Here is a 23,983-nt window from a genome sequence, read left to right on the forward strand (position 1 = left end):
GAAAGCAAGGTGAATTATATGGAAGAAATGAAACGAGGATTAAAGACTAGGCACATATCAATGATCGCTATTGGTGGTTCAATTGGTACTGGTTTATTTATGGCCAGTGGTGCAGTCATCACTCAAGCAGGACCTGGTGGTGCACTTATAGCTTATTCTATTATTGGTGTTATGCTCTACTTTTTAATGACAGCTATAGGAGAACTTGCAACTTTTTATCCAGTTTCTGGGTCATTTAGTGCATACTCAAGTAGATTTATAGATCCATCAGCAGGATTTACTGTTGGTTGGCTTTATTGGGTGATTTGGGCTCTTGTAACAAGCGTCGATATATTAACTGCAGCAAAAATTATTACATACTGGGATATATTCCAAAGTATTAACCCGTTTGTATGGAGCATTATTTTCTTAGTTATTCTATTCTTATTAAATGCATTTACTGTTAAAGCATTTGGTGAAGCTGAATATTGGTTAAGTTTTATTAAAGTCGCGACTATTATCATCTTCTTAATAGTTGGTGTACTTGTGATATTTGGAATCTTAGGCGGTAATGAACCATTAGGATTATCAAACTTCACTTATAAAGAAGCACCATTCGTAAATGGTATTTCTGGTTTCTTAGGCGTACTACTTGTTGCTGGATTTAGCTTCGGTGGTACAGAAGTAGTAGCCGTAACAGCTGGTGAATCTGAAAATCCTAAAGAATCCATGCCAAAAGCAATTAGACAAGTATTCTGGAGAATTTTATTATTTTATATTTTAGCAATCGCTGTGATTGCAGCAATTATTCCATATACTGATCCATTGTTATTAAATAAATCAAACACTGTAACACAAAGTCCTTTTACAATCGTATTTGATAGAGTTGGTATAGCATTCGCCGCTTCAATTATTAATGCAGTTATTTTAACAGCACTTATTTCAGCTGGTAACTCAGGTTTATATGCTACAAGTAGATTACTTTACTCACTTGCTCAACATAAGCAAGCACCTAAGTTTATCAATAACTTAAATAGAAACAATATGCCATTCGTTTCATTATGTGTCACAATCGTATTAATATTCGTGTCAATCGTATATGCAACAATTAACGCTGATGGTTATTATAGATTATTGAATATGTTAGGCGCACTTGTTACTTTAGTTTGGCTTATGAGTATAATCAGTCATATTCGATTAAGAATGGCTATTAAGAAACAAGGCAATTCAGCGACAGATACACTAGAATATAAAGCACCTTTATATCCATTAGGACCAATCATCGTAATCGCTGTAATAGCATTCTTATTAATCGGTCAATCATTTGATAGCATTATGACATTGAACTTCCCAGTATTAATCGAATCATTCTTACCGATTATATTAGGTTTCGTAGTATACTTTATTCATAAATTCACAACGAAATCAAAAATTATCAAACTAGAAGACATCGATTTAACAAAACACCAATATAAGAAATAATTATTAAAAGCGCCACTCAAGTTGATTGAGTGGCGTTATTTTTATTTTGTATTTTGTTTGTATATGCTTGTCTTATTTACACTTTGACCTAGTTTTGTTATTAACGGCTTCCTTAGTTACAATTCGCTCGACTTTTTTTACTATAGCACCCCTTAGTTACACTTCCAGCTACTTTTGTTACTATTGCCGTTCTTAGTTACAATTCCACCGACTTTTGTTACTATAGCACCTCTTAGTTACAATTCCACCGACTTTTGTAATGATAAACTCTATACAAAATATCATTCCCCTAATCCCGAACTACCTCATTCAAAACATTTATAAAAATTTGCTAACTATAATCTACTTTTTCATATTGCAATATATATAGTATAATAAATATTAATGATAATTTTAGAATAAAGAAGGTGTAAATATGACAGGTCAAACAAATTTATTTGATGATGTTATGGAACAAGATGAACGTTTTGTCATTGTTGTTCAAAGTATTTATGACACACATGCTCAACTCGTTAAGAAAACACTTAGAGAATATACAAGTTTAACTCGGGAACAGATGCAATCATTATTTGATCATCTTAAAGATTTATATTTAAATGAACCATTTGAAGAGAATCAAGCATTTTTTGATATTACTGTTTATACGAACCAAGACTATGCAGCGGACCAAATTTATGCGCATATTAAGAGAAAGAAATTCAGCCATGAATGGACGCACACAAGTAAATAAAGGAGTAATCACATGTCCCAAGTAAGTAAAGTTTTTCCTTTAGATAATGAACAGCAAGTTGAAGTGAAAGTTAAAGAAAATAGATTTGATTTTGAAATAGATGAAATGCTCGCAATTACACAAGAAGAACATTCAGAATTTCCATTTATACCTGTATCTCCATGTTTAGGATATTCTAGAGGGTTATATCCAGAACATCCTTTACTCGTTGGTTTATTGTTAGGATTCTTATATCATGAATCTTTAACAGGCGAAACGGATGAACGCATTCAAACGATTGCTAAAGCTATTAATAGTAAAAATCGCAGTAAAATGATTCAAGCTTTAAATATGGTTGAATCAAATAAACTTGGTCACTATCCACCAACGAGATTTCTAGGTTTAAGTGAACGTGCTGTCAATTTAGGACAATCGATTTTTAGTTTATTTGATGATGATGTGATGTTCTTAGCTTCTACACGAGATAAGATTATTTCTCATCCACCATTATTAGATCATAGCGATATTGTTGACCCTCAAGAACGTTTATTTTTCTATACGAAAGATAAAGACTTTTTCGATAATGATGAACGTGTCGCAATCATTGATAATCATTTATTAAATGGTAATTCTGTACTAAATCTCATTAAAAAGATTTATGATAAATGTCCTGAAAGAGAAACATTTACTGTATTAACACCTATTGATTTAAGATCTCAAAGTGTTAAAGAAGCATTTTCAAGTTTGGAAAAATCTTTAAATATTAAAATCAACATCATTTCACTCATGTCATTTGATGTAGAAATCACAGCTATTGAGCATGAAACGAAAGATTTAATTCAAAATGAACTACTAGATAATCAAAAACATGAGACGAAAGTTCAATATTACTCTTTAAGAAATGTCATCAATGATCATTTCATTGTAAAAGCTCAAAACATGCTACGTGATGGTACGATTCACGATAATCCATACTTTATTTCAACAGGAAGATTTACTTTAAATGGTAAAGAACAACAAGTTTCTGAAGACCTGTTTCAACGTATGGGAGAATTATTGAATGACTTTTTAGATGATTCACCTAAATTCGTCATTGGTATAGGAGAATTCATGTACGTTCCACTTCAAATTGCTCGTTATTTACCTGGTAAAGAAATACGTGTACAAGGTACAACACGCTTTAATTTCGATTCTAGTACATTAAGACATTCTAATAAAAAGATTAGTTTTATGTCGCCTTTAGAAAGAACAATCACTCATTATTTATATAATTTAGAGATTGATCAATACGAACAAATCATCGTATTTGTTGAAAGACTAAGACATAAAACTGAAATTGATGATATTGTACAACAATTAAAAATACTTGGGGCAAAATCAATTCTCGTAATTGAAATGACTTCAATTGCGTTTAATGAAGATCGTCACGAATAATAAAAAGCAGCTCAAATCTTAAATTTTAAGGTTTGAACTGCTTTATTTTTATGCTTTTAATATTTTTTCTAGCGCTGTTACGATACCATCATGGTCATGGTCGTCTGTAACGACATCTGCAATACCTTTAATCGTATCGTTCGCATTTCCCATAGCAACACCAACTGCTGCTCTTTCTAACATATCAGAATCATTTAAACTATCACCAAAAGCAATCACTTCTGAGAAATCCGCTCCAATTTGATCAAACAATCTTTGTAATGATTTCCCTTTAGATACTTCACTATTCATGAATTCTAAAAAGTACGGCTTACTTATTGTTGATGATACTTGTTCATTAAATTTGCCATTCAGCTCTTGATTTGCACTTGCAATGTTTTCCTCGAAATCAACCCCCATTATTTTTGGAACGTCATCAATAATAGCTTCTTTAATATCATTGACTTTTTTCATTGGAAGACCTGTTAATTCACTTTCAATGTTCATATAATCATGTGTTGTATCATGAATAATTTGGTCATTTAAATACGTTAAATAAAAGAAATGATGACTTCTACAATAATCAATAATATCGTGTGCATCTTTTTGACTAATTGTTTGATTAAATACGATACTTTGATCTTCTGCCTTGATGACAAATGCACCATTATAACTTACGATATAGCCTCCATAACTCTTTAAATCAAGTGCTTCTGCATGCTTAACCATACCTGCAGTTGGGCGCCCTGATGCGAGTATTAACTTCATGCCTTGTTTTTGTTTCTCCATTAAGTATTGATATGTCACTTCACTTATTTCATTCTTTGAAGTTAAAAGTGTATCATCCATATCCATTACGATGTATTTATATATCATGTTTATCTCCTTAAATATAATAATGCTTATATTCTATCATACATAGAATATAAGCATCTCATTTTTAATTATAAGTTTATAATTTTTTGGCTAATGCCATATCGATTAATGGTTACCAATTCAGATTCGCAATCTTCAAATTCGTCCTGCAATGCTCTCACAAGCTTACCACTCAATTCTTTTTTTACGAGCGTTAGTACAGTTGGACCAGCACCACTAATGACTGTCGCATACGCACCATGTTCTAAAGCTAATGCTTTAATATGTTCAAAATCAGGGATCAAATGTTGACGATAAGGTTCATGAAAACCATCTTTCATCATCATCTTTCCAGCTAATTCATAATTATGTTGAATTAACGCACTGATCATCGTATTGCTAATCGCACTATATTTAACGGCATCTTTTAAAGATAATGTTTCTGGTAATACTTTACGTGCTTTCTCTGTTGATAACTCATACGCTGGTATTGTAGCAATAACATCGACTTTTGGTATATCAATATATGAGACATCCGTATGTTTAGCTTCTGGATCATATACACCTAAGACTAAACCACCATAAATTGTTGGTGCAACATTATCTGGATGCCCTTCAATTTCAGTTGCAAGTTGTAGCAACTCATATTTAGATAACTTTAAATTTGCAAAATAATTAGCAAGAAATAAACCTGTTACGAGCGCAGATGCTGAACTACCTAACCCTCTTGCAAGTGGAATATCACTATACATTTTTAAATTTAATGCAGGCATTTCTTTAGAAAATTTCTTTGTAGCAGTTTGTGCAATTTTAGTAATATAATGGTCTTCATTATCAGGTAAACCTTGAAGATGAGGTCCAATATGCTCAAAATGCCATTTTCCATCTTCGGAAAGATGTGCTTCTACTTCTAAATATTTATCTAGAGCCATTCCGATTGAGTCGAAACCAACCCCAAGGTTAGCAGTTGAGGCTGGTACTTTAAGCTTTAATTTCTTCATTGTAATGCACGCTCAATATAATCAATAATTGCTTGTTCGTCATTTTCTAAAGGTGTAATTGGCGAATCAAGTAAATCGATTGCAGTATCAGGATCTTTCAATCCATTACCTGTTAAAATTGCGACAACAGTTTGATTTGGCTCTAATTTACCTTGCTCATGCAATTTCAACAAACCTGCAATTGAAGCGTTACTAGCTGGTTCACTGAAGACACCCTCTTTACTTGTCATAAGTTTGTACGCTTTAAGGATTTCTTCATCTGTCACACTATCAATTAGTCCATTTGACTCATCACGTGCTGCCTCAGCTAATTTCCAACTTGCTGGATTTCCGATTCTAATAGCAGTCGCTACTGTCTCTGGATTTGTGACAACTTTACCTTGTACGATTGGAGACGCACCTTCAGCTTGGAAACCACACATAACAGGTAAACCTGATTGATTTAATTGATGATATTCTTTGAAACCTTTCCAATATGCTGTGATATTTCCAGCATTTCCTACTGGTATCGCAAATAAGTCTGGCGCTTTACCATCTAATTGTTCAACAATTTCAAAAGCACCAGTCTTCTGACCTTCAATTCTATAAGGATTTACAGAGTTTACAAGTGCTATTTCACCTTTTTCTGCTACTTTTTTAACGATATTTAATGCTTCATCAAAATTCCCTTTAATTGATACAATTTCAGCACCGTACATAACTGCTTGTGCTAATTTACCAAGTGCTATTTTACCTTCAGGAATAACAACAATTGCTTTTAAGCCTGCTCTTGCAGCATAAGCGGCAGCTGAAGCTGATGTATTACCAGTAGAAGCACATATTATAATCTTTTTACCTTCTTCTTTCGCTTTTGCGACTGCCATTACCATACCTCTATCTTTAAAAGAACCTGTAGGGTTAAGACCTTCAAATTTAGCAAATAAATTAATATTCAATTTATCTGATAAATAAGGTAAATGAATTAATGGTGTATTACCTTCATTTAATGTCAGTTGAGGTGTTCCTTCGTTTACTGGTAAATATTCTTTATAATTATGAATTAATCCTTGCCATCTGCCCATATTACTTATCTCCTTCAATTGGATAATATTTCAAAATATTAATGCCATTTTCTTTTAATTGTTCAACTGGTAATTCATCAATACCTCTGATGACAATACCATACGTATTTTCAGTTCGTTGTTCTACTTTAACACTTCTATGAAATTCGATTGTCGCTTTAATGTCATCTCTTAAGACATCTTCATCTTTGTCACTTTCAACAATGATAAAATGACTATTTTTCAGTGGGAATTTAACCACTTCATCTTCAACGATTTCTTTCGTACGTTCTGTTTTAAGTTCAAAGTGTGGCGGTAACGTATGTAAATCTGATTCAAATTGTAATGAAACGTTTAATAAATCAGATACAACTGCACTACCAGTAGCTAAACTACCTGCACCTTTACCGTAAAACATTGTATCCCCAACAGCATCACCAATAACATATATAGCATTATATTCATCTTCAACATGCGCCATTTGATGACTGTTTGGTAATAATGTTGGTTTAACACTTGATATAACTCGGCCATTCTCATATTTACCTTGACCAATTAATTTAATTTTATAGCCTAATTTTTCTGCAACTTTAATGTCTTCTATTTCAACATCAGAAATACCTACTCTTTCAACATCATTTAACGAAATGACTCTATTAAATGATAAATAGCTCGTAATTACGACTTTACGAGCTGCGTCAATTCCTTCAACATCGTCAGTTGGATCCGCTTCTGCATAACCTAAATCGGTTGCAAGCTGTAATGCTTCATCATATGATTTTCCTTCGCGCGTCATTTGACTAAGAATAAAGTTAGATGTGCCATTAAAGATACCCATAAATTGATTAATATTATTGGCATTTAATCCATTATTAATCGCATTCACAATCGGAATACCACCTGCTACACTCGCTTCATATTTAAGCGCAACTTTATTTTTCTCAGCTAAATCTTCTAAATCTCTTAAATGTACGGCTAATAAATCTTTATTTGCAGTAATGACGTGTATACCTTTAGAAAGAAATGCTTTCAACCATTCTACTGTTGGTTCGATACCACCCATTACTTCAACAACGATATCCAATTCATCGTCTTCTAAAATTTCGTTAATATTTTCAGTTAAATGATAGCTAGAAGTATTAATTGCACGTTTCTTGTTAATAGAACTCACAAGAATATGTTTAATATGTATAGATTTCCCAATCGTGTCTTCTATTTGCTTTTTATTTTCTTCGACAATCTTTACGACACCTGTTCCAACAGTGCCAAGACCTAATACTGCTACATTTAATACTTTCATTTCCTCACTCACCTTAAATATATTGTTCTTGTTAAAAATACAAATGTCTACTTGAAATAGACTCAAGTTTATTATAGTATAAATTCATTAAAGTTTTTTGTAAAGTTTGAATAATTAGAATTAATAGTAATATTATCATTATTTCTCGCTTTGTAAAGAGCTACAATTACATTACCCCCAGTAAAAGGACTGATAAAATGAAAGTTTCAAAATTTGGCGGAAGTTCCGTCGCTAACAGTGAGCAAATTAAAAAAGTCGTTAACATCATTAACGCTGATGATGAAAGAAAAATTGTAGTCGTATCCGCACCTGGAAAAAGATTTAAAGAAGATATTAAAACAACGGATTTGCTCATACGCTTATATGAAAAAGTTATTAATCAATTAGATTATTCAAACAAACTCAGCCAAATCGTTGGTCGTTATGAAGAAATTGTGACTGAATTGAACATGGATCGTTCTATTTTAGATGAAATTAAAAACCACTTATTAAATTTGATAAACGTGTATCACGATAAACCTGAACGCTTACTAGATGGTTTAAAAAGTTGTGGAGAAGATTTCAATGCGCAACTCATCGCACAATATAATAGTCAGTTAGGATTCCCTACACGTTACTTATCGCCTAAAGATGCAGGCATCATCGTCACAGATGAACCAGGAAACGCAATGATATTAGAATCGTCGTATGAGAAGATTTATAAATTACGTGAATATGATGAGAAATTAATCATTCCTGGATTCTTTGGTTATTCTGAAAATGGTGATATCGTGACTTTCCCTAGAGGTGGATCTGACATTACAGGGGCTATTTTAGCAAGAGGTATTAAAGCAAGCTTGTACGAGAACTTTACGGATGTATCAGGTATCTTTAGAGCAAACCCAACAGTCGTATCTCAACCAGAAGTAATTCCAGAAATCACATATAGAGAAATGCGTGAATTATCATATGCCGGATTTGGCGTATTTCATGATGAGGCACTAGAGCCACTTTATAAAGATCGCATTCCAGTTGTGATCAAGAATACAAATAGACCAACTGATAAAGGAACATACATTGTAAGTGAACGTAACATTTCTAACTTATCTCATATCGTTTCTGGCGTAAGCTGTGATAAAGGTTTTACAATTATCAACGTCAAAAAGTACTTAATGAATAGAGAAGTTGGATTTACACGTAAAGTACTTAGTATCTTAGAAGAAGAAAACATTTCAATCGAACATATCCCATCTGGTATTGATAGCATTAGTATTATTATGAGATCGACTCAAATTAAAGGAAAAGAAGAAAGAGTTTTAAATAAAATTCGAGAAAATATTCCTGTAGACGAGTTAACAATTGACTATGATTTAGCTATTTTAATGATTGTCGGAGAAGGAATGAATAAAGCAGTTGGAACAGCAGCTGGAGCAACTGCAGCACTTAGTAAGAGAAATGTTAACTTAAATATGATTAACCAAGGATCATCTGAAATTTCTATGATGTTTGGTATTGATGAGCAATATTCTGATATAGCCGTTCAAGCGATTTATGACGAATACTTCGCAAATAAAACAACACAACTCGCATAGTAACTATTAGTAACTAAAAGAAGCCAACGATTTAATCGTCGGCTTCTTTTATGTATCTGATAAAATAATCTGATTGAGTTTATCTTTACCTATTACTTTTCTAAGCATAAAGAATTGATAATAACTTAAATGTTGAATTAACTTTTGATATTTATAAATATCATCTTGTCTCAGCTCATGATATAGCTTATACATCATTTGGATTTCTGGTCGCAAATACTTCACATCATGTTCTAAGCTATGAAAGTATATTTTGTAATCTTCCACTTCTATATTGTGATCATGACTAAATTGCCATTTCTCATCTTTCGTTTCATATATATAAACTTTAAGAATTTTACATTCGCTCTTCTTATTATAAATATAATATTTCTTATAATCTCTAAGTTCTTCAACAGTAATTTCTTTTAGTTCATTCAATGGTGTCTCAACTACTATTTGATAATGGCGTTCTAAAAAGTAGTTTGCTAAAGCAAGCTCTTCTTCTCTGCTTACTGTTATGCTCATGATTTCTTTAGTGTGCGTATATTCGTTCAAAAATAAATCAATCGCACTTTGTCCACAAACAATATATTGAAATGGGTAGTCAGACATTAACTGTTTTAGTTCATCTATAGATAAATATTGTTCGTTTCCTTCCAATATAGCTACCTCCTACGTAAGCGTTTTCACTCCTTTTCATTCTAACAGTTTTGTCATTATTATCCAATAGATAATTGTTGATTATTCTTTACGATTTAGTGAATCTTCTTTTGAAAATCCATTTGGATATCTATTTTTAAGTTTTTCAATATTTAGCTGACCAATTTCATCCAGATCTACATCAAGAGCAGAAGCGCAACATGCGATATACCAAAGTACATCCCCTAGTTCTTTCTTTAATGCTTCTTTATCTAGGTCATGACCATGAAATACGTATTTCTTAACAATATCTGCAACTTCACCAGATTCTCCTGTTAAACCTAATGCTCCATTAATTAAGCTTTTATCTGGATCTCTTTTAACATCAGACATAGTTCTTAATGCAAGATTTTGATATTCATTTAAATCCATTGTTTTACCCCTTTTTAATATGATCTTTTAATAATTGAATAACAGATTGTGTGCCATTATCTTCAAAACCTGCTTCACTTAATGCATCATATACTTCTTTAGCTTTTAATAATCCAGGCATATATAAGCCTCTTTTTTCACTTTCTTCTATCGCAATTCTCATATCTTTAATGAAATGTTTAACATAAAATCCTGGTGCATAATCTCCTTTAACCATTCTTGGTCCTAAATTGGATAATGACCAACTACCCGCTGCACCATGTTCAATAGAACTGAATACTTTATCAATATCTAATCCCGCTTCTTCAGCATATATAATGGATTCTGCTACACCTAACATACCTGCTGCGATAGCGATTTGATTCGCAAGTTTCGTATGTTGTCCATTACCACTTTTACCTTGATAGACAACATTTTGTCCAATAACATTGAAAATATCTTCAACTTGATTAAATACTTCTTCGTCTCCACCGACCATAATCGTTAATGTAGCATTTTTCGCACCAACGTCGCCACCAGATACAGGTGCATCTAAACTGTTAATATTTTTTGTTTTTGCTTCGTTGTAAATGCTCTCTGCAAGAGCAGGGCTTGAAGTTGTCATATCTATAATAGTTGTGCCTTCTTTAGCATGGTTTATAATGCCACTTTCATCTAAATAAATAGATTCAACATCTTTAGGATAACCAACGATAGATATAATCACATCACTAGTCTTAGATAAATCTGCAATAGTGTCACACCAAATCGCGCCTATTTCTACCAATTCATCTGCTTTAGATTTTGTTCTATTATAAACATTTACTTCATAACCTTCATTAATTAAGTGGGTTGCCATAGATTTACCCATAACGCCTGTACCTACAAAGCCGATTGTTTTTTTAGTCATTTCAATTCCTCCTACATATTCTAATCATATAAACATTATACAGATTTATCAGAAAAATCTAAACAAACTCACTTAGTCTTTTAGATTCAATTAATGATTATAAAAAGGACATTTGTACGATTTTTAATACTGTTATTAAAACGGTATAAAAAGTTTAAAAAAATTATAATAAATTTTGTTTGAGATTAATATTTAGTGGTATTGAATTATTGTTGATACATAAGTGTCAAACAAAAAAAGAAATGGGGTTTATATATGAAGAAATTTTTAATCTTGTTACTATCTTCATTTTTATTCTTAGCAGCATGCGGTAACGATGATAGTAACGGCAGCAAAGATGATTCATCTGCAAATAAAGATTCTTCGAAATCTGATGATGCATCTAAATCAAAAGATAGTAAGTCTGATAAAGATTCAGATAAAAAATCTGATGATAAATCTGACAGTAAATCAGACAGCAGTAAGGACTCTGATAGTAGTTCTGATGATGTCGCTTCAGGCGATTCTGCTAGTTCAAATTCAGATGGTAATAACTCCGATGATAACGGGTCTAGTGACTCTAATTCAAATGGCACTAATGGCTCAGATGATAGTAGTGGCACAGACGGTAATAGTGCTTCTAACTCTGACTCAAGCAATTCAAATGCTAATAGTGACGATAACGCAAATAACAATAACTCAGCTAATTCTGATGGATCAAACAATGGTGCTAATAGCAACGCTGACCAAAATAGCAATGGCGCTTCAAATGCTGATAATTCAGCAGCTAATGACGCTAATAACGCAGCTAGCAATGATGCTAACAATGCTGCAAGTAATAGTCAGTCGAATTCAGCACTTGGTGCAGAACAAGCTCAACAAATTTACAATGAAACAGGACAAAATCCTTACTTAAATTCTATTAATGCAGAATGGAGACAAAAATATGAAGGCGGATTAACAAATCCTGAAAAAGCTTCATTAACTGCTTTAGAAAAAGGAACATACAATGGTCCTGAACAACCTGAACTATTCTATAATGCATTAGTTCAAATACAACAACAATATGCACAATAATTAAAAAAGCGTGGGATTGAAATCAAATGATTTCATATCCACACGCTTTTTTTAATTCAACATATATTGTTTAATTTGTTCTATAAAATAATCTTTCATTTCATTAATAATCCACTCATCCGGCATGCCATCTATTGTCGTCTTCCAATTCGTATGAATTTCTAACGAACGATGAGGACATTCCGTTTCACTAAACTCCAAATGTAATCGAACAGTATCTCGATTAGGTGTTAAATTATAATCAATCATATCTGAAGCGATTGCTCTTAATGTTTCTTGCTCATTTAATAAAAATTCTTCATCTGTACTCGAGAGAGATTCTAATACTTCATACCCTAAATATTGTTCATTACCTATTGGGTTAGCAGTATGCCACGCAATACGCTCAGTATCAATCGCTTGCCATTGTTGATTTCTATCGATGTAATAATGCGCGATACCTTGGACATATCTTTCTTCAGGTGCGTTTATTAATACTTCACGCCATTCATTAGCATTTAATTCACTTGCATCGTTATGGATCACAACACCTAGTAAAGGTTGCTTTCTTTTTTCCATTTCATAATGGATATAATCATTTTGTGAAGCGATAATAATCCTCCCCTTTTCATTGCTTTTATTTATTTTAACACATTAAAATATTTTATTTAAAATTGTTTATCAATCGTCATACATGGTATTGTAATAAAAGGTACAATACAGGAGGTATCATGATTATGACACAACATTTTCATAGAGGAATTTTATTTTACCACGAGGCGGCTGGCCAAGGTAATATATATAAAGAACTGGGACAAGTTACAGAAAATTTAACACAGCTTTGTGATGAATTAACAATAAAATTAAGTAAAGAAGAAGGACAAATTCGTTCTTATTGTAAAACATTAGCTGCCGATACTAACGAACAAGCTTATGATGTATTTTTTATACTAGGCGGCGATGGAACATTAAATGAATTAATAAATGGTGTCGTAGAAAACAATCTCCAAATACCCATTGGTGTCTTACCTGGTGGAACATTCAATGATTTCACGAAGACTTTAAATATATCTCAAAAACCAATGCAAGCTTCTCAAGATTTATTAGCGAGTCAAATTAAGTCATTTGATGTATTAGATGTCAATGGTACATATGCACTTAACTTTGCAGGTATTGGTTTAATGGTTCAAAACGCTGAAAATGTTGAATCCAATCAAAAAGAATTATTAGGTAAATTCAGTTATATCTTTTCTACAATCAAAACGGTAGCTAACCCAGAAATTTATCAATATAATTTAACAGCTGATAACGAAACATATTCAGGAGAAACTTCAATGATTTTGATTGCGAATGGTCAACACGTAGGTGGTAGTAGAATTCCTTTAGAAGACTTATCACCTAATGACGGGAAAATGAATATATTTATTTTCGACAAACAAAATTTCAGTATTATCAATGACTTCTTTAAAGTAAAAGATAGCATGAATTGGAACGAGATTAGTGACAGCATACAACACATATCTTGTGAATCAGCTACGTTATCTACTGATCCATCAGCCAAATTAGATATAGACGGTGAAATTCTATTCGAAACACCTGTTGAAATAAAAATATTACGTGACCAAGTTAAATTGCTATATGTAGATTTGAATAATGCATAAATTTAAGAGACTGAGACATTACATTATGTGCCAGTCTCTTTTATTTGGAAAAATCAATGTAAACGTGAAGTTCTAGGTTGCTTGTTTGGGGAGTCTTACTATATACGGAGCTTCTATGTTGCTTGTTTGGGCAGTCTTGCAATATACGGAGCTCCTATGTTGCTTGTTTCGCCTGTCTTGATAAATACAAGGCGCCTATTTATCTTGTTTCGTCAGTCTTGATAAATACGAAGCCCCTATTTATCTTGTTTGATCAATCTTGATACATACAAGGCCACTATTTATCTTGTTTCACTAGTCTTGATAAATACAAGGTCCAGAATATTGCTTGTCGTACACCTCTAGCAATATTCTGCCCTTCCTATTTCTAAAAATATGAAAAGAGTCTAGAACATTTCTGTCCGAGACTCTTTTTTCGAAAAATTATTTATAAATATATCTAGGGTTTTAAAAACTTAATAAAAGCATGTCACAACATACTATGCTTGAATATTACCATGTTCATCAGATGGTCTAAACAATGCGAATACAGCACTGAAGAATGCGATAACATGTGGAATCCCTGTCCAACAGAATGCTAAGTGTAATAGTCCAACAACTGGTTTTTGTGCATAAAATTTATGAACACCAAAGTTTCCTAATAACACAGCTAATGCGATATAAATCCATTTATTTACGAGCATAATATCCCTCCTTCAACTATAAATTCATTATAGTCTCTATATACATATATTACCCAAATATAAACGAACAAAATCAGCGATAGTATGACAATTTTGTCACTTATCAATAAAAAAAGCTGTCTCAAGTTTTAAACTTGATGACAGCTAAATGCATTAGTTCCCTAAATAGTCATTAAAATCAGCAATAAATTGTTCTTTGTTCTGTGCTGAAGGATATTGTAATCCACCTAAAATAATAGATTGGCTACTTATTGTAATAAAGTCATAATCAATGGAATGTCTCAAAAATATATTTTTTGCTTCTTCTTGATTGTATTTATTCTCTAAATTCTCAAATACGATAATCTTTTTATCAAAAAACATAACTGCCTCCAAAAAACTTAATATATAAATACTACAAAACTATATTAAGCGAATCTAGAGGAAATTGATGTAAATACTTATTAATAATGTATAATTACATATATTTTATAGATTTACAGAACAAATTTAAATGTTTTTAAATGATTATGATTGATTATGAATTTTTGATAAACTCTTTTTCTAGATGATCCATCATGTTCTGGGCTTTTTTTAATCCTGGAGATTCGTTTTCTTCTTCCATTTGTTCGAGTTCCACTATATTGAATTGCACTTCTTTCTTTAAAGTGTCCCACATTTTTTGATATACACGTTCTTCCATTATATTCAGCCTCCTTGAAAATCTACTTTCTATATAGTATTTACCCTTTTCATGGTTACACAATCATCATTAAACTTTGATTGGTAAATCAATGTAAAATAGTAGATTCTAATAAATACTTTTGATTATATTTCACAGCAAGCTTGTATATAAATGTGATTAAACATTGGTATTGAATTTCATTCTCTTGATATTGTGATTTATACTTCAAGTATTGGTTACGTTCTTCTTCAGTAGCAATTTTCTTAAAATACCCCCACATATGATCATAAGTATTGATGATTGAACCTTTAGTCGGAACAATGGCTTTAGCATCATCAATCATACTTTGTAAATCGTCATATGTGATATTTCCCTTTAAAGCTTCTCTTATATCTAAATATGACTTTTGACTATGCATCATGACATTATATTTTTCATGTCTCCATAACTTTTCAATATCTGCTCTCTTACTCATGTTATCACCTACTTATATTACACCGAGGTGCAATTTTATCTGCTGTCCATTTCATAAATAATAATTTTTCATATTCTAAATAAGCTTGGTCACTCATTAATTTCGTTTCACCATAAACAAATATAGGTGGTAACTTTTCAGTAGAAAATGCACCATCTTTAATACCAGTATCAATCATATTACCCATATTTGAAATTTGATGTTCAAAGTCTTTTGACCTTTTCCCACCTCTTCTTTTATGTTCTTTATCCATTTCTAACAATAATTCATAAGTGTCAGCTAAATAAGGATAGCCATCATTAAAAACATGCTTCACGATAGGATGACTTAAATAACGTGTATTGCCATCAATATATTCAAGCTTAGCCAGACAAACATTAATAATTTGATAAAGTTCTAATACTTGCTTAGAAAGACGACGGTTATCTAAAAATTTTGCGCTTATTTCATGATTCTTGTGAACTCTAAAAATTTGCATTGCGTAATTCCTCTCTCATTATTTAACAATCATGATGATTCCGAAACAAATCAACAACATATAAATATATTTAATTAAAGCACGTTGATCAATTTTATTATTGATAATATGTCCCAACCATAATGTTAGGATGAGAAGCGGTAAAATGGCCAATAACAAATACGAAAGTGAGATTGACCAAAATCCTGAAACACCGTGACTAAAGACAATAAAACAACCTGTAATAAAAAAATGTACTTGTGAAATATTTTTTAAATCAGTAATATGCCATTTTTTCAAAGTTCCATATATAATAATCGGTACACCGTGACTATTATATGCACTACCTAAAACACCCGAAACAACACCTGCAATATAGTCATAAAACTTTGGAATATTCAATTTAACTTGGTATATATTCTTATAATAATTAACAAGATTAATAGCACCGTACAATAATATAAATACCCCTAAAAACTTAATAATCACATCTTCATTTGCCCATTTAACAATTACAATACCAATAGGCGTCCCAATAATAGAACCCATTAATAAACGTTTAATAATAGACCAATCAAGATTGCCACGGCTTCTAATAAACACAGGTAAAGCCACTAATAATCCAACAATTGCCACTACAGAAATAGACAATTTAAAATCTAAATTTAATAAAGCGAGTAATGGCATCGTAACCAAAGCCTCACCAAACCCAAACACAATTCGTACCATAGCCCCCAGTAGAATTGAAAAAATAACGAGTGTCCAAATAGTAATATCCATAGAATCCCCTTTTATATGTTTATAAAATAAAAACACCTTCTAAACATTAGAAAGTGTCAAAATTTCATTAATATTCTACTTCCATTATACCTTTTTTAAGAACTAAAAAATATGAAAAGAGTATAAAAACAAGGGAATACTAGAATATTTTACTAGCGTATTTAATAGTTCAATCTTTGTTATAATCAATTATGAAAAGTCATATAAGGAGGTTTGAAATTGTTTGAGTCAATTGAATTAATAAAAAGCTATTTTAATAATGAACCAATTGAAGACTACAAACTTGAAGAACTTAATATTAAGTATGAAGCTTGTAGTTTTCAAATTCACAATATTACTTATAGAAGTAGATGTGCTAAAAAGACATCTAATAAAAAAGGCTATTTTGTCGTATTTTGGGTTAAAGATCAAAATGATCAAAACAGACCTTATACATATTCAGAAACACCAGAAAAACTCATCATAGCTATACTAGATAATAATAAAAAAGGGCTGTTTATTTTTCCTAAAGATATTCTACTTAAGCAGAAAATCATAAGTAATCACGACGTAAATGGAAAAATGGCAATGAGAGTTTACCCACCATGGGAAAATCATTTAAATAAGACTGCTAGTCAAACTCAAAATTGGCAAAAAGAATTTTTCATAGATTTATCTAACATATCATTTATTACCTCTTAACTTGTATATACAAGTTCAACAAGATATAATATGTTCATATTCATATAAAGGGGAATTATGTTATGCAGAATGATTTTGATTATATGCAAATGCTTAAAGGTGAACTATACATAGCACAGGATATTCATGAATCTAATGGTTCAAAAAAAGGAAAAATGTTAGCAGATAAAATTAATCATACACCTATTGAAAATAGTGATGAAATTATTAAATTAGAAAAAGAACTTTTTGGTAAAACAGGAGAAAATATATACTTACATCCACCACTCTATGTTGATTACGGTAGACATATCAATATTGGTGAGAATTTCTATGCTAATATGGATTGTATATTTCTAGATGTTAATTATATCAATATTGGTGATAATGTTATGTTTGGTCCAAGAGTGAGTTTATATACAGCAGGTCATCCTATTGATCCCACAATTCGAAATGAACAATTAGAATTTGGTCATGAAATTAATATTGGAAATAATGTATGGATTGGTGGAAATGCAGTCGTATTACCAGGCGTGTCGGTAGGAGAAAACTCTGTAATCGCATCAGGAGCAGTCGTAACAAAAGACGTGCCACCCAATACAGTTGTAGGTGGAAATCCAGCAAAAGTCATTAAGCAAATCACAAGTTCTGATTATGACAAATGGCATCGAATGAAATTAGAATATTACGAGAAAAAACGACAATCAGTAGAAAAATGATAGTCTTTTAAAGATCATCACTAATTAGATGGTCTTTTTTTGATTTAATAAAATCCTAATATTCTTCCTACAAATCCTATTATAATGAGAGTTGTGGCAATATACCATTTTATTTGAGTGTGTTTCATCTCTTCCTTATTTGCCTTTTCTTTTTCATCAAATAAAGATATAAGATCATCTTTCAAATTTTTTATATCAGTTTTTAACTCTGTTCTTAAGTTTTTCATATCGCCCTTAAACTCTGACCTTAAATTATTTATATCTGTTTTTAATTCTAATCTTGTTGTAGTCAATTCTTGCTTTACTTCCTTGATATTATCTTCAAGTGTATTAAAGCGCGAGTCCATATGATTTTTATGTTCTTCAAATTCAGGTCTTGTTACAAAATCCATTTTTATCACCTCTTAGTTGTTATTATTATTTTATTATGGTGTGAGCTAACTAACGATATCTCAGTCTATTTTATTCTCTGTATTTTATATAATTATAAAATATATTTATTTTTAAATCAACTTTTACTACGCCTATTTTGTGTCTTCTACTTTAGTTGCAATTCCTCCGACTTTTGTTACTATGGCTTGCCTTAGTTACACTTCGAACGAGTTTTGTTACTACGGCTGCCCTTGTTTACACTTCCACGGACTTTTGTTACTATAGCCATCCTTAGTTACAATTCCCTCGACTTTTGTTACTATAGACGCCCTTAGTTACATTTCCTACGACTTTTGTTACTATAGCCATCCTTAGTTACAATTCCCTCGACTTTTGTTACTATAGACGCCCTTAGTTACATTTCCACAGACTTTTGTTACTATAGACACCCTTAGTTACAATTCCCTCGACTTTTGTTACCATAGGCGTCCTTAGTTACATTTCGCCCAACTTTTGTTACTATAGACACCCTTAGTTACACTTCGAACGACTTTTGTTACTATGGCCGCCCTTAGTTACATTTCCTACGACTTTTGTTACTATGGCCGTCCTTAGTTACATTTCGCCCAACTTTTGTTACCATGGCTGCCCTTAGTTACAATTCCTACGACTTTTGTTACTATAGACGCCCTTAGTTACACTTCGCCCAAATTTTGTTACTATGGCCTCCCTTATTTACTCTTCCCACGACTTTTGTTACTATAGCCAGCCTATTCATACTGCCACCAACCCATTACTTTATCTTCTCAATCACCATCACTCACTCCCCCCCAAAATCCACACAAAAAACCCTCAAAGCTTAAGCTTTGAGGGTTAATAGCAATTAGTATTGCTTCATATATTGATCTCTTTCCCATTCTGATACTTGTGTTCTGTAATAATCCCACTCTAATGATTTAGATTGTATGAATTGGCGATAGATATGATTACCTAATGCTTGTTTAACAACTTTATTTTCTTTCATTGCTTTAACAGCTGTATAAAGTGTTGATGGTAAGTCTTGTACGCCTACCGCTTCACGTTCTTCTCTATCCATTTCATAGATGTTTTGATCTACTGATTCTGGTGGTGTTAATTTATTTTTAATACCATCTAATCCAGCTTCTAGGATAGTAGCTAATGCTAAGTAAGGATTAGCTGCTGGGTCTACTGAACGAATTTCAACACGTGTTGATAATCCGCGAGATACAGGTATTCTTACTAATGGTGAACGGTTTTGACCACTCCATGCGATATAACATGGTGCTTCATAACCAGGCACTAAACGTTTGTATGAATTTACTAATGGGTTACATACTGCTGTAAATCCACGTGCATTTTTCAAGATACCAGCAATAAAGTGATATGCATCATCAGTTAATTGCATTTCTCCATTTGGATCGAAGAACGCATTTTCTTTACCTTTGAATAATGAAACGTTAAAGTGCATTCCGCTTCCGTTTACACCAAATAATGGTTTTGGCATGAATGTCGCATGCAAGTTATGTTTACGCGCAATTGTTTTTACAACTAGTTTGAATGTTTGAATGTTATCACATGCTGTTATAGCATCAGCATATTTAAAGTCGATTTCATGTTGACCAGGTGCTACTTCGTGGTGACTTGCTTCAATGTCAAAGCCCATATCTTCTAATTCTAGAACGATATCACGACGACAGTTTTCACCTAAATCTGTAGGTGCTAAGTCGAAGTATCCACCATTATCGTTTAATTCTAATGTTGGTTCTCCTTTTTCATCTAATTTGAATAAGAAGAATTCTGGTTCAGGTCCTAAGTTGAAATCTGTAAATCCTAACTCTTCCATCTCTTTTAATACACGTTTTAAGTTTGTACGTGGATCACCAGGGAATGGTTTGCCATCTGGATTGTAAATGTCACAAATTAATCGTGCTACTTTGCCTTTTCCTGCAGTCCAAGGGAAAATTACCCAAGTGTCTAAGTCAGGACATAAATACATATCCGATTCTTCAATTCGCACGAATCCTTCAATTGAAGAACCGTCAAACATCATTTCATTGTTTAATACTTTTTCTAATTGTGCAATTGGTACTTCAACATTTTTAATTGTTCCTAAAATATCAGTAAATTGTAATCTTAAATAACGTACGTTTTCTTCGTCAGCAAAACGAAAAATATCTTCTTTTGTAAAAGTTTGTTTAGCCATGTGATTATCCTCCAGTTTTTAATTAAAAAATCTTGATAAATCTCCACGGTTAAGTGGTCCCTCTGTTTTAGAAGTTCCTCTAATTACCCGCTCTCTCATCTTCAGTTCTTCATCAGAAAGGTCATTTTCTTCTTCTAAAAGAATTTGTTTGATCCCTTTCATATTAAATCCCTTTTCGATAAGATTTTTAATTTCCAGTAATCGTTCAAGGTCATTTAAAGAAAATAACCGTTGATTACCTTCAGTCCTTTTGGGCGAAACGAGCTCATTGCTTTCGTAGTATCTGATTTGTCTGGCTGTTAGCTCTGTTAACTTGATTACGACACCAATCGGGAACACGGCCATGTTTCTTCTGATTATATCTCTTGACAGCACGACCGCCTCCTTTTGTAAGAACTTGTTATAAATTTAGCACATAAATTTTCAGAAAACAAATGAATGTCAGGAAACCTTACATCTTTTATAATTCAACAAGCTTTTGCTTGATTAAATGCTCTACAGCACGCGTTATCGCAATTTTAACATGTTCATAAGTTAAGCCACCTTGAATGTATGCTTCATATGGTGGTCTAATTGGACCATCTGCCGTTAATTCAATTGAAGATCCTTGAATAAATGTACCTGCAGCCATGATAACATCATCTTCATAACCTGGCATATAGCTAGGCATCGGACTAAAATGCGCATTAATTGGAGATGCGTGTTGTATCGACTGACAAAATGCAATCATTTGTTCTTTTGTTTCAAAAGTAACAGATTGAATAATATCTGTGCGTTTATCTTGGTAATGCGGTGTCGTTGTCATATTTAATTTTTCTAACAAGCGAGAAGTAAATAATGCACCTTTCAAACTTTGACTGACAACATGTGGTGCTAAGAAGAACCCTTGATACATTTCTGGTAAACTTCCTAAAGATGCGCCCGCTTCTTTACCAATTCCTGGTGCTGTTAATCTGTATGCACAACGTTCTATCAGGTCAGCTTTTCCTGAAATATAACCGCCAATTTTAGCTAAACCACCTCCTGGATTTTTAATTAAAGAACCTGCTATTAAATCTGCACCAATTTCAATGGGTTCTTTATCTTCAACAAATTCTCCATAACAATTATCTACAAAGACAATTTTATCTGGATGTCTTTCTTTAATCGCTTTGATTGCTTGTTCAATTTGTGCAATTGTTAATGAAGGTCGCGAACTATAACCTTTAGATCTTTGTATCGCAATGACTTTAGTATTTTCATTAATATTTTCTAACACTGAGTTTATATCTATTTCATTTTGTTTCAATGGTACTTCTCGGTATGTGATACCTTGTTCGATAAAACTTCCTATACCATTACCATTTATACCGATTACTTCTAATAACGTATCATAAGGTGTTCCTGTAATATATAATAATTCGTCTCCATATTTCAGTTGGCTGTTAAGCGCTAATGTTATAGCGTGCGTACCTGAAATAATTTGAGGTCTTACTAAACTGTCTTCAGCTTTAAATACTTTACTATAAACATCTTCTAAATGATCTCGACCTACATCATCGTACCCATATCCAGTTGTACCGATTAAGTCTGATTCAGTGATTTTTACTTCATGAAATGCATCAAGTACATGTTCTTGCGCAATTAATGCATTATGTTCGATTTGATCAAAATATGGTCTTAATTCTTTTTCTACATCAATAATTAATTCTTTTAATTTCTGTTCCATTTGTTTACCTCTTATTTCTGTTTATAACCTTTTATGTGATATGTTTCTGTTTCTTCATCAAAATTCATTTTTTCAACTAAAGTATGGTTTTTTTGCCAATATAATTTGTCAGCATCACTTGATGGAATATCCATTTCATAGTAATCCATTGTCTCTTTAATCATATCGACTAATTTTTCTTTAAATATAGCTTTATCATTAGAATCTTTAGCTGAAACAAATATAGATTGTCCTGATATTGCTGAATGATTAGAAGGCGCTAAATCTTTTTTATTAAATACGACTAACATCGGAATATGGCCCATATCTAATTGATTGACTAAAGACATAACCGTTTCATACTGTTCCATATAGTGTGGATGACTTGCATCTACAACATGAACGAGTAATTGTGCATATTTCGCTTCTTCTAAAGTAGACTTAAATGCTGCAATCAATGTTGTAGGCAACTTCTGAATAAACCCAACTGTATCAGAAAGTATGACGTTAAACCCGTCATTTATTGTAATGGCGCGAGATTTAGGATCTAAAGTCGCAAATAATAAATCTTGTTCAAATGTTTCATCATTTGATAACTGATTAAACCACGAAGATTTACCGGCATTTGTATAACCAATTAATGCAACTTGGTATGCTTGATTATGTTGACGTCGTTCTCTATAACGTGAACGATGAGAAACGATTGTTTCTAGTTGATGCTTTATTTCATTCATTCGAGTACGAATATGTCTTCTATCTGTTTCTAATTTCGTTTCACCTGGACCTCTCGTACCGATTCCGCCACCTAAACGAGATAAGCTTTTGCCGTGTCCAGATAATCTCGGCAATAAATAATCTAACTGTGCTAATTCAACTTGCAATTGACCTTCTCTACTTGAAGCTCTTTGCGCAAAAATTTCTAAAATCAATTGAGTGCGGTCTATAATTTTTGTGTTAAATAACTCATCTAAATGTTTCGATTGCGCAGTTGTCAATTCATCATTTGCGATGACTGCATTCACTTTAATATCATTCAATTCGATATATTCAATGACTTCTTCTATTTTACCTTTACCAAAATAATATTGTTGATCAGGTCGCTCTCTTTTTTGAGTGAAGACTTCCATGACTTCTAGTTGGCTTGTAACAGCAAGAGATTCCAATTCTTGAACTGTTGATTTAAATGTTGCTTCATCATCTTTTTTATCATGAATTGCTAACAGGATTACTTTTTCAGTTTCTTGCTTTGTCGACTTCATATCATTTTTCATTTT

At 32.2% G+C, this 23,983-nt stretch carries 26 protein-coding genes and 1 pseudogene; 8 read left to right on the forward strand and 19 right to left on the reverse strand.

All coding sequences use genetic code 11. The features are described 5' to 3' along the window. The first annotated feature begins 18 nt into the window (after positions 1-18). The 3 genes from LQ622_RS00620 (at position 19) to LQ622_RS00630 (ending at position 3,604) form a co-directional block, all read left to right on the forward strand. Positions 19-1,461, forward strand: a complete 1,443-nt coding sequence (locus LQ622_RS00620; RefSeq protein WP_239761903.1) for an amino acid permease — start codon at positions 19-21, stop codon at positions 1,459-1,461. Between the two features lie 415 nt (positions 1,462-1,876). Then, positions 1,877-2,191 (forward strand): hypothetical protein, encoded by a 315-nt coding sequence (locus tag LQ622_RS00625; RefSeq protein WP_025905885.1) that lies wholly within the window; start codon positions 1,877-1,879, stop codon positions 2,189-2,191. Between the two features lie 12 nt (positions 2,192-2,203). After that, entirely contained in the window at positions 2,204-3,604 is a 1,401-nt protein-coding gene (locus tag LQ622_RS00630) for a phosphoribosyltransferase domain-containing protein (protein ID WP_159316256.1), read from the forward strand. Between the two features lie 48 nt (positions 3,605-3,652). Here LQ622_RS00630 and LQ622_RS00635 read toward each other — a convergent pair whose 3' ends face one another. The 4 genes from LQ622_RS00635 to LQ622_RS00650 all read right to left on the reverse strand — a co-directional run bounded on the left by LQ622_RS00635 (position 3,653) and on the right by LQ622_RS00650 (position 7,779). Continuing rightward, positions 3,653-4,459, reverse strand: a complete 807-nt coding sequence (locus tag LQ622_RS00635; protein WP_239761901.1) for a Cof-type HAD-IIB family hydrolase — start codon at positions 4,457-4,459, stop codon at positions 3,653-3,655. A gap of 68 nt (positions 4,460-4,527) precedes the next feature. Beyond that, positions 4,528-5,439, reverse strand: coding sequence for a homoserine kinase (gene thrB / locus LQ622_RS00640; protein ID WP_126477417.1), 912 nt, complete (start codon positions 5,437-5,439; stop codon positions 4,528-4,530). After that, on the reverse strand, positions 5,436-6,500 hold the full coding sequence (thrC, locus tag LQ622_RS00645) for a threonine synthase (protein WP_239761900.1): 1,065 nt from the start codon (positions 6,498-6,500) through the stop codon (positions 5,436-5,438). The genes thrB and thrC overlap by 4 nt, the downstream gene beginning before the upstream one ends. Position 6,501: 1 nt before the next feature. Then, a complete protein-coding gene (locus LQ622_RS00650; RefSeq protein WP_191835529.1) occupies positions 6,502-7,779 on the reverse strand; it encodes a homoserine dehydrogenase in 1,278 nt (425 codons plus the stop codon). A gap of 197 nt (positions 7,780-7,976) precedes the next feature. Between LQ622_RS00650 and LQ622_RS00655 the strand changes: the two genes are divergently transcribed. Beyond that, positions 7,977-9,350: an aspartate kinase gene (locus LQ622_RS00655; protein ID WP_126477419.1), complete on the forward strand. Its 1,374-nt coding sequence runs from the start codon at positions 7,977-7,979 to the stop codon at positions 9,348-9,350. Positions 9,351-9,398: 48 nt separating this feature from the next. On the opposite strand, the gene LQ622_RS00660 is transcribed toward LQ622_RS00655, so the two are convergent. From LQ622_RS00660 to LQ622_RS00670, 3 genes are all read right to left on the reverse strand, one after another. Then, entirely contained in the window at positions 9,399-9,992 is a 594-nt protein-coding gene (locus tag LQ622_RS00660; RefSeq protein WP_051575391.1) for a hypothetical protein, read from the reverse strand. Between the two features lie 81 nt (positions 9,993-10,073). Next, complete coding sequence (locus LQ622_RS00665) at positions 10,074-10,403, reverse strand: nucleoside triphosphate pyrophosphohydrolase family protein (protein ID WP_037587904.1); 330 nt, start codon at positions 10,401-10,403, stop codon at positions 10,074-10,076. Positions 10,404-10,407: 4 nt separating this feature from the next. Continuing rightward, positions 10,408-11,292 (reverse strand): NAD(P)-dependent oxidoreductase, encoded by an 885-nt coding sequence (locus tag LQ622_RS00670; protein WP_159316251.1) that lies wholly within the window; start codon positions 11,290-11,292, stop codon positions 10,408-10,410. A gap of 255 nt (positions 11,293-11,547) precedes the next feature. Between LQ622_RS00670 and LQ622_RS00675 the strand changes: the two genes are divergently transcribed. After that, entirely contained in the window at positions 11,548-12,348 is an 801-nt protein-coding gene (locus LQ622_RS00675) for a hypothetical protein (RefSeq protein ID WP_126477421.1), read from the forward strand. A 51-nt stretch (positions 12,349-12,399) separates the two neighbouring features. Here LQ622_RS00675 and LQ622_RS00680 read toward each other — a convergent pair whose 3' ends face one another. Continuing rightward, entirely contained in the window at positions 12,400-12,906 is a 507-nt protein-coding gene (locus LQ622_RS00680) for an N-acetylmuramoyl-L-alanine amidase (RefSeq protein ID WP_224658719.1), read from the reverse strand. Between the two features lie 158 nt (positions 12,907-13,064). On the opposite strand from LQ622_RS00680, the gene LQ622_RS00685 reads away from it, so the two are divergent. Continuing rightward, a complete protein-coding gene (locus LQ622_RS00685; protein ID WP_126477422.1) occupies positions 13,065-13,988 on the forward strand; it encodes a diacylglycerol/lipid kinase family protein in 924 nt (307 codons plus the stop codon). 479 nt (positions 13,989-14,467) lie between these two features. Here the strand turns inward: LQ622_RS00685 and LQ622_RS00690 are convergent, their stop codons facing one another. From LQ622_RS00690 to LQ622_RS00715, 6 genes are all read right to left on the reverse strand, one after another. Then, positions 14,468-14,671, reverse strand: coding sequence for a TM2 domain-containing protein (locus LQ622_RS00690; RefSeq protein ID WP_126477423.1), 204 nt, complete (start codon positions 14,669-14,671; stop codon positions 14,468-14,470). A gap of 153 nt (positions 14,672-14,824) precedes the next feature. Further along, positions 14,825-15,034: a hypothetical protein gene (locus tag LQ622_RS00695; protein ID WP_037587900.1), complete on the reverse strand. Its 210-nt coding sequence runs from the start codon at positions 15,032-15,034 to the stop codon at positions 14,825-14,827. Positions 15,035-15,188: 154 nt separating this feature from the next. Beyond that, complete coding sequence (locus tag LQ622_RS00700; protein ID WP_162841924.1) at positions 15,189-15,353, reverse strand: hypothetical protein; 165 nt, start codon at positions 15,351-15,353, stop codon at positions 15,189-15,191. Positions 15,354-15,441: 88 nt separating this feature from the next. Further along, positions 15,442-15,810, reverse strand: a complete 369-nt coding sequence (locus LQ622_RS00705; protein ID WP_239761898.1) for a YbgA family protein — start codon at positions 15,808-15,810, stop codon at positions 15,442-15,444. Positions 15,811-15,814: 4 nt separating this feature from the next. Further along, positions 15,815-16,288 (reverse strand): pyrimidine dimer DNA glycosylase/endonuclease V, encoded by a 474-nt coding sequence (locus LQ622_RS00710; RefSeq protein ID WP_239761897.1) that lies wholly within the window; start codon positions 16,286-16,288, stop codon positions 15,815-15,817. Between the two features lie 18 nt (positions 16,289-16,306). Continuing rightward, the gene (locus LQ622_RS00715) at positions 16,307-17,047 is read right to left on the reverse strand and encodes a sulfite exporter TauE/SafE family protein (protein ID WP_239761896.1); all 741 of its coding nucleotides are present in this window, start codon (positions 17,045-17,047) and stop codon (positions 16,307-16,309) included. A gap of 219 nt (positions 17,048-17,266) precedes the next feature. Here LQ622_RS00715 and LQ622_RS00720 point away from each other — a divergent pair, with 219 nt between their 5' ends. Beyond that, positions 17,267-17,728 carry a MepB family protein gene (locus tag LQ622_RS00720; protein WP_239761895.1) on the forward strand — a complete coding sequence of 154 codons (462 nt, stop codon included), beginning with the start codon at positions 17,267-17,269 and terminating at the stop codon, positions 17,726-17,728. Positions 17,729-17,790: 62 nt separating this feature from the next. After that, the gene (locus LQ622_RS00725) at positions 17,791-18,426 is read left to right on the forward strand and encodes a sugar O-acetyltransferase (protein WP_204167692.1); all 636 of its coding nucleotides are present in this window, start codon (positions 17,791-17,793) and stop codon (positions 18,424-18,426) included. A gap of 44 nt (positions 18,427-18,470) precedes the next feature. On the opposite strand, the gene LQ622_RS00730 is transcribed toward LQ622_RS00725, so the two are convergent. The 5 genes and pseudogenes from LQ622_RS00730 to hflX all read right to left on the reverse strand — a co-directional run bounded on the left by LQ622_RS00730 (position 18,471) and on the right by hflX (position 23,980). Then, positions 18,471-18,818 (reverse strand): hypothetical protein, encoded by a 348-nt coding sequence (locus LQ622_RS00730; protein WP_239761894.1) that lies wholly within the window; start codon positions 18,816-18,818, stop codon positions 18,471-18,473. 863 nt (positions 18,819-19,681) lie between these two features. Next, positions 19,682-21,022 (reverse strand): type I glutamate--ammonia ligase, encoded by a 1,341-nt coding sequence (glnA, locus tag LQ622_RS00735; RefSeq protein ID WP_025905621.1) that lies wholly within the window; start codon positions 21,020-21,022, stop codon positions 19,682-19,684. A gap of 137 nt (positions 21,023-21,159) precedes the next feature. Next, positions 21,160-21,397: pseudogene (locus LQ622_RS00740) on the reverse strand (MerR family transcriptional regulator); the annotation flags it as partial. Positions 21,398-21,482: 85 nt separating this feature from the next. Next, positions 21,483-22,730: a methionine gamma-lyase family protein gene (locus LQ622_RS00745; protein ID WP_126477431.1), complete on the reverse strand. Its 1,248-nt coding sequence runs from the start codon at positions 22,728-22,730 to the stop codon at positions 21,483-21,485. Positions 22,731-22,741: 11 nt separating this feature from the next. Next, complete coding sequence (gene hflX, locus LQ622_RS00750) at positions 22,742-23,980, reverse strand: GTPase HflX (RefSeq protein ID WP_239762366.1); 1,239 nt, start codon at positions 23,978-23,980, stop codon at positions 22,742-22,744. Positions 23,981-23,983 lie beyond the last annotated feature (3 nt).

Source organism: Mammaliicoccus sp. N-M50 (assembly GCF_022386995.1).
Lineage (GTDB): Bacteria > Bacillota > Bacilli > Staphylococcales > Staphylococcaceae > Mammaliicoccus > Mammaliicoccus sciuri_A.

Excerpts from the sequence above, each read along its gene's own strand:
- LQ622_RS00620 (WP_239761903.1), top strand. The coding sequence starts at position 19 with ATGGAAGAAATGAAACGAGGATTAAAGACTAGGCACATATCAATGATC.
- LQ622_RS00625 (WP_025905885.1), top strand. The coding sequence starts at position 1,877 with ATGACAGGTCAAACAAATTTATTTGATGATGTTATGGAACAAGATGAA.
- LQ622_RS00630 (WP_159316256.1), top strand. The coding sequence starts at position 2,204 with ATGTCCCAAGTAAGTAAAGTTTTTCCTTTAGATAATGAACAGCAAGTT.
- LQ622_RS00635 (WP_239761901.1), bottom strand. The coding sequence starts at position 4,459 with ATGATATATAAATACATCGTAATGGATATGGATGATACACTTTTAACT.
- thrB (WP_126477417.1), bottom strand. The coding sequence starts at position 5,439 with ATGAAGAAATTAAAGCTTAAAGTACCAGCCTCAACTGCTAACCTTGGG.
- thrC (WP_239761900.1), bottom strand. The coding sequence starts at position 6,500 with ATGGGCAGATGGCAAGGATTAATTCATAATTATAAAGAATATTTACCA.
- LQ622_RS00650 (WP_191835529.1), bottom strand. The coding sequence starts at position 7,779 with ATGAAAGTATTAAATGTAGCAGTATTAGGTCTTGGCACTGTTGGAACA.
- LQ622_RS00655 (WP_126477419.1), top strand. The coding sequence starts at position 7,977 with ATGAAAGTTTCAAAATTTGGCGGAAGTTCCGTCGCTAACAGTGAGCAA.
- LQ622_RS00665 (WP_037587904.1), bottom strand. The coding sequence starts at position 10,403 with ATGGATTTAAATGAATATCAAAATCTTGCATTAAGAACTATGTCTGAT.
- LQ622_RS00670 (WP_159316251.1), bottom strand. The coding sequence starts at position 11,292 with ATGACTAAAAAAACAATCGGCTTTGTAGGTACAGGCGTTATGGGTAAA.
- LQ622_RS00675 (WP_126477421.1), top strand. The coding sequence starts at position 11,548 with ATGAAGAAATTTTTAATCTTGTTACTATCTTCATTTTTATTCTTAGCA.
- LQ622_RS00680 (WP_224658719.1), bottom strand. The coding sequence starts at position 12,906 with ATGGAAAAAAGAAAGCAACCTTTACTAGGTGTTGTGATCCATAACGAT.
- LQ622_RS00685 (WP_126477422.1), top strand. The coding sequence starts at position 13,065 with ATGACACAACATTTTCATAGAGGAATTTTATTTTACCACGAGGCGGCT.
- LQ622_RS00690 (WP_126477423.1), bottom strand. The coding sequence starts at position 14,671 with ATGCTCGTAAATAAATGGATTTATATCGCATTAGCTGTGTTATTAGGA.
- LQ622_RS00695 (WP_037587900.1), bottom strand. The coding sequence starts at position 15,034 with ATGTTTTTTGATAAAAAGATTATCGTATTTGAGAATTTAGAGAATAAA.
- LQ622_RS00700 (WP_162841924.1), bottom strand. The coding sequence starts at position 15,353 with ATGGAAGAACGTGTATATCAAAAAATGTGGGACACTTTAAAGAAAGAA.
- LQ622_RS00705 (WP_239761898.1), bottom strand. The coding sequence starts at position 15,810 with ATGAGTAAGAGAGCAGATATTGAAAAGTTATGGAGACATGAAAAATAT.
- LQ622_RS00710 (WP_239761897.1), bottom strand. The coding sequence starts at position 16,288 with ATGCAAATTTTTAGAGTTCACAAGAATCATGAAATAAGCGCAAAATTT.
- LQ622_RS00715 (WP_239761896.1), bottom strand. The coding sequence starts at position 17,047 with ATGGATATTACTATTTGGACACTCGTTATTTTTTCAATTCTACTGGGG.
- LQ622_RS00725 (WP_204167692.1), top strand. The coding sequence starts at position 17,791 with ATGCAGAATGATTTTGATTATATGCAAATGCTTAAAGGTGAACTATAC.
- LQ622_RS00730 (WP_239761894.1), bottom strand. The coding sequence starts at position 18,818 with ATGGATTTTGTAACAAGACCTGAATTTGAAGAACATAAAAATCATATG.
- glnA (WP_025905621.1), bottom strand. The coding sequence starts at position 21,022 with ATGGCTAAACAAACTTTTACAAAAGAAGATATTTTTCGTTTTGCTGAC.
- LQ622_RS00745 (WP_126477431.1), bottom strand. The coding sequence starts at position 22,730 with ATGGAACAGAAATTAAAAGAATTAATTATTGATGTAGAAAAAGAATTA.
- hflX (WP_239762366.1), bottom strand. The coding sequence starts at position 23,980 with ATGAAAAATGATATGAAGTCGACAAAGCAAGAAACTGAAAAAGTAATC.